Annotated in this window: 4 protein-coding genes; 1 reads left to right on the top strand and 3 read right to left on the bottom strand. The window is 66.2% G+C overall.

The features are described 5' to 3' along the window. The first annotated feature begins 584 nt into the window (after positions 1-584). Positions 585-1,019, top strand: coding sequence for an MmcQ/YjbR family DNA-binding protein (locus AB0L53_RS59130; RefSeq protein ID WP_066372915.1), 435 nt, complete (start codon positions 585-587; stop codon positions 1,017-1,019). A 415-nt stretch (positions 1,020-1,434) separates the two neighbouring features. On the opposite strand, the gene AB0L53_RS59125 is transcribed toward AB0L53_RS59130, so the two are convergent. The 3 genes from AB0L53_RS59125 to istA all read right to left on the bottom strand — a co-directional run bounded on the left by AB0L53_RS59125 (position 1,435) and on the right by istA (position 4,800). Further along, complete coding sequence (locus AB0L53_RS59125) at positions 1,435-2,154, bottom strand: DinB family protein (protein ID WP_358342806.1); 720 nt, start codon at positions 2,152-2,154, stop codon at positions 1,435-1,437. Positions 2,155-2,368: 214 nt separating this feature from the next. Continuing rightward, positions 2,369-3,154: an IS21-like element helper ATPase IstB gene (gene istB / locus AB0L53_RS59120; RefSeq protein WP_358342804.1), complete on the bottom strand. Its 786-nt coding sequence runs from the start codon at positions 3,152-3,154 to the stop codon at positions 2,369-2,371. Next, positions 3,151-4,800: an IS21 family transposase gene (gene istA, locus AB0L53_RS59115; RefSeq protein ID WP_358342808.1), complete on the bottom strand. Its 1,650-nt coding sequence runs from the start codon at positions 4,798-4,800 to the stop codon at positions 3,151-3,153. The genes istB and istA overlap by 4 nt, the downstream gene beginning before the upstream one ends. Between the last annotated feature and the right edge of the window lie 152 nt (positions 4,801-4,952).

Raw genomic sequence — 4,952 nt, 5'->3', positions numbered from 1 at the left:
TGATTTCAGGGGTGAGAGCTGGCTCCACCTACCGGCGAGTTTTGGCCCCATTTAGCGATCTTGGGGGTCTTGATCACGGGTGAGTTTTGGCCCCACCCGAGGCATAGCTGAGGCCTTGATGGCGGGTTGAGCCCGTGACGATCGCTGGCTGTGGCTGATGGCCGGGGGGTTGCCGGGGGCGATCGGCGCCGCAGGGCCTCCTTCGTCGGCTCGATGGTTATCTTGGGTTCTCGAGCGACTTCGCTGGTCAGTGGTCTGCAGCGCTGTAAGGCAAGTGGACCGATCTCGGCCGCAGTCGAGTGGCGTTCCAAGAGGCCGCCACGTGCCTCACCCGGGCTCTAAGGTCATGGCGAGTGGCGTTCGCTCAGGTGTTGATCAAGTCAGCGAGAGTGCCACCTGACGCTGATGCATCACTGAAGGTCTCCGCCGCCTGCCTCAGGGTCTTGAGCGTTCCGGCTGTTCAGCGGTTGATGATCGGTAAGGCATGTCAGGCAAGTGGGTCAGCCGCCAGGACGATGTCGACGTGGTTCAGGCTCATGGCGGGGCATCATGCACGAGAGCACCGACAATTTTGGGAGACGCCGATGCCGGACAGCCCCGACGTGCCGGACGACGTCCTCGACCGCCTCCGCGCGCTGTGCCTCGCACTCCCCGGCGTCTACGAGGAACAGGCCTGGGTCGGCACCCGCTGGCTGGTCCGCAAGAAGACCTTCGCCCACGTCCTCGGCATCAGCGACGAGTACCCGCCCGCCTACACCCGCGACGCGCCGTTCGTCGGGGATGCCACCGTCCTGACCTTCCGCTCCGACGGTGCCGAGCTCGCCGCGCTCGTCGGCACCGGCCACCCGTTCTACAAACCGAGGTGGCACCCGCAGGTCGTGGGCATGGTGATCGAACCGGACGCGGACTGGGACGAGATCGCCGAGCTGCTCATCGAGAGCTACTGCCTGCGGGCGCCGAAGAAGCTGGCGGCACAGGTTCCCCGGCCAGGTCCATGTCGGCCGCCCGAACGGCGATGACCGCGATGAAGGACATGCACCGCGCCACCACTTACGAGGCCGATTGTTATCTGGGTTCTCAAGCGAACTTGCTGGTCAGCTGTTTGAGGGGCTGTCAGTCATGTTAGGCAAGTAGGCTGCCCGGATCGGCTTCGGTGGTCATGTTGGGCAGTGGGCTCGTCCCGCTCGATTCGTTCGCGTGACCTGACCGCGGTTGTTCGTCGGCTGTGACCGCGGGCATGGTTGGGCGAAGTCGTTGTTCGTGGGATTCGACCGCACTCATGGACCGCATCGCCGGCCTCCAGGGCGGCGCACCTCTACGAGCTCGCCGACCTCCGGGCGGCCGCCCGTTATCAAAGGTGCCTGCGGAGCATCAGGCATGTGAGGCAAGTACCGCCGGATGCTCGAGAAGTACCGCGTGAGTCCGTGGCCGGTCCTACTCAGCGTCCTGCGCCTCGATCAGGTCGAGGTCGCGGACGCAGAAGCCGTGGTGCTCGAAGGTCTCGTTGAGCACCGTGCCGAGGCACCGCCGCACCGAGCGGCCCCGGGCGTACGGCGGCCAGACATCGTCGTCGGGCACCGGCGCTCGCCCGGCGAGCTGCCCAGCGGTGACCCCGTCGAGCCAGGCCTCAAGCTCGGCGGCCTGTGCCTCACGCACGCTCACGATCTCGTCGAGGGACGGATCGAGCGAGAGGTCAAGCCCGTGCGCTCCACGGTAGGGCTCAACGGTCGTCCCGATGCCCATCGGCGTGAACAGCTCCGTCGAGCCCAGGCAGCAACGGCGGAACCACGAGTCGTGGACGAAGACCAGGTGGCGCATCGTCTGCACAGCCGACCACTCGTCATTCACGCTGCGGCGCTCGATGCCGGGCGTACGACGGATTCGCTCGATCGTGGCGGCCCAGCCGGCATGGAGCTGACGCGCTGCCTCGCGCAGATCGGCAGGGTCCTCGGAGCGGATCAGCAGCCGCACCGGATTACGCCGGTCGAGCTCTGCCTCGACGTACTCGGTGACCTCGACCCCGTTCACCACGAGGTTGGTGATGAGCCCGTCGATCACGGCGTCCTGCATGACCACGCCGATCAGGCGTGCCCCGGTCAGATCGCACTCGCGGAACTCTGCACCGTGCAGGTCCTCGTCGACATATCGTTTCATGCTCCGCATGGTAGGGCCGAGCACTGACAAACCAGCCCCCCTGTCCCCGCGACCTCCATCCCATTGGTGCGGTCGGCTCTCCCGAACATTGATCATGGTTCCAGCCCTCAAGTGCGGTCAGAACTCACGAACAAATGCGGTCACTTCTCACGAACGAAACCAAACGCACGGCCGTCGATGGCATCGGGTGGCGTGGATGGTCGGAGGCTGGGACTCAGGCTCCGCTTGCCTGGCGTGCGCGTGTCTGTGCGAGTCGGTAGGAGCTGGTGCCGGTCTCGATGATGGAGCCGTTGAAGGTGAGCCGGTCGACGATCGCGGCGCAGAGGCGGGGTTCGGTGAAGGTTTTGGTCCAGCCGCCGAAGCTGTCGTTGGAGGCGATGGCGACGCTGGCGGTCTCTTCGCGTTCGGTCAGGACCTGGAAGAGCAGCTGGGCGCCGCGTTTGTCGAGTTCCATGTAGCCGAGTTCGTCAATGCAGAGCAGTTCGTAGCGGCTGTAGCGGGCGATGGTCTTGTTGAGGATCATCTCGTCGGCGGCTTCGACCAGTTCGTTGACGAGTTTGGCGGCCAGGACGTACTTGACGCGGTATCCGGCCATGGCGGCCTCGGTGCCCAGGGCGATGAGTAGGTGTGACTTGCCGGTGCCGGAGTCGCCGATCAGACACAGCGGGTGCCCGTTCTTGACCCATTCGCATTTGGCCAGGGTGTGAATGGTCGCTGCGGGGATGTCGGGGTTGGCCTCGAAGTCGAAGTCGGACAGCCATTTTTGGCGGGGGAATCCGGCGGCTTTGATGCGCCGCTCGGAGCGGCGGCGCTCTCGGTCCTCGCACTCGCCCATCAGCAGCTCGGCGAGGAAGCCGCGGTAGGTGAGTTGTTCGCGCTCGGCGGCGTCGGCGATGGCCACGAACTGGCTGCGCATGGTGGGCAGGCGCAGCATCTTGCAGGCCTGGTCGATCGCGGTCTCGGCGGCCGGCTCGGTGAGACCACGCTGGTGAATCGTCATGGGGTATCTCCCTGGCCGGTAGCGGGTGGACGAAAGCGCAGGAGCTGGTCGTAGGCGGCCACCGACGGCAGCGGTCGGCTGTCGGGTGGGAGCGCGGCCAGGCGCCGCTCGGTCAGCGAGGGCAGCGGCGGCAACTCGGCCGGTTGGCCCACCGGGCCGGTCGGCGAGGAGGTAGTGGCGGAGGCCATTCCGGTCTCGGCGTGGGCAGCCTTGCGGGCCTCGATCGCGACGACGTCACTGGTCAATGCGCCGACCGACAGCGCGGTGGCGATGCCGTCGACGACGTGCCGGTGGGCCATGCCGCGATGGAGGAGTAGCACCTCGATCAGCGCGCGGGTGCCCTCGGCCTCGCCGTGGGCCTTGCGGACCGCAGCCCACCAGGCGTCATGGACGGTGGTGAAGGTTCCCAGCTGGCGGGCCTGCTCCAGCGCCGTTGACCCGGCCAGCGCGCCTGGTTTGCGCAGCAGAATCTCCAGATAGTGATCCAGCCTCAGCCGGGGCTTACCCCGGGCGATCAGCCGCTCGTGGCGGGCGACTTCGGTCTTGCCGTCGAAAATGACCAGTTCCGAGGCGTGTAGCAGTACCCGGACTTTGCGGCCCACCAGCCGTACTGGCACCGAGTAGTAGTTCATCCGGACGCAGACCAGCGAATGACGGTTCACATGGGGATGGAAGACGCGGCCCGTCTCGAATCGATCGTCGGGCAGCGGCCGCAGCAGGGGGCGCTCGATGGCGAAACTCTCGCTCACAGTGTGCGCACGCGAGCCGATCCGCCGCTGGTCATCGACGGTGTCCCACTCATCGATGGTGGCATTCAGCTCCGCGAGCGTGGCCACCACCGGGACCGGGACCAGGTGGTTGCGGCGGAATCGGCCCACCTCGCCCTCGACCCCGCCCTTCTCATGGGCTCCGCTCAGGCCGGGGCGGCAGTAGAAAACTTCCAGGCCGTAGTGCGAGCGGAAGGCGGTCCAGCGCTCGTTTTCCACCCGGCCGCGGGTGAAGCCAAGCACCTGGGCCACCGCGGAGGTCAGGTTGTCGTAGCGGACTTGGCCCGTCGGCAGGCCCCCGAGCACGTTGAAGGCGTGTTCGTGTCCTTCCAGGAACGCTTCTTGGCCGCAGGAAGCGGTCACGCGGTGCACCGCCTTGCCCGAGTACGACATCCGGAACACGAACATGTAGCACACGGTCATCGTCCCGGCCAGATTCACCCACACCTCGCCGAAGTCGACCTCGGCCTCGACTCCGGGCCGTTTCGACTGGGAGATGAACACCTCAGGAGCCGCCCGGCCCGCCTCAATGCGGATCTTCGGGCGCCGGTCGTGGACGTATTCGCACAGCGTGGAATAGGACACGCCTTCCATCTCGTGTTCGGCGACCAGTCGGTCGAAGATGCGCTGAGAGGTATGCCGCTGCTTACGGGGCGCGTCCAGGTCAGCCCGCAGGATCTCATCGATCACCTGCTTGTAGGGGTCCAGCCGTGATCGGCGCGGGAGCATCTTCTTCCTCGGTGACGGCCATGCCGAGCCCAGCGCGTCCCGCACGGTGCGGCGGTGCACCTCGTACTTGTCTGCGAGTTTGCGGATCGACAGGCCCTCAGCCCGGGCATCTCGGCGGATCGCCGCATACAACTCGACCTTGGTCTTCAGACCCACCACGTGCCCCCTCGCCATCGGGCACATCGAGAGTCTCACCACAAGCCTGCGGGTGGGGCCAAAACTCACCAGAACGCAATCAACCGATCACGCAGTGGGGCCAACACTCACCCGTAGATGGGGCCAGCTCTCACCCTTGAAACCAG

This window comes from Nonomuraea sp. NPDC052129, assembly GCF_040680095.1.
Taxonomy (GTDB): domain Bacteria; phylum Actinomycetota; class Actinomycetes; order Streptosporangiales; family Streptosporangiaceae; genus Nonomuraea.
The sequence above is the reverse complement of the archived record's forward strand: the minus strand, read 5'-3'. Positions and strand labels throughout refer to the sequence as shown.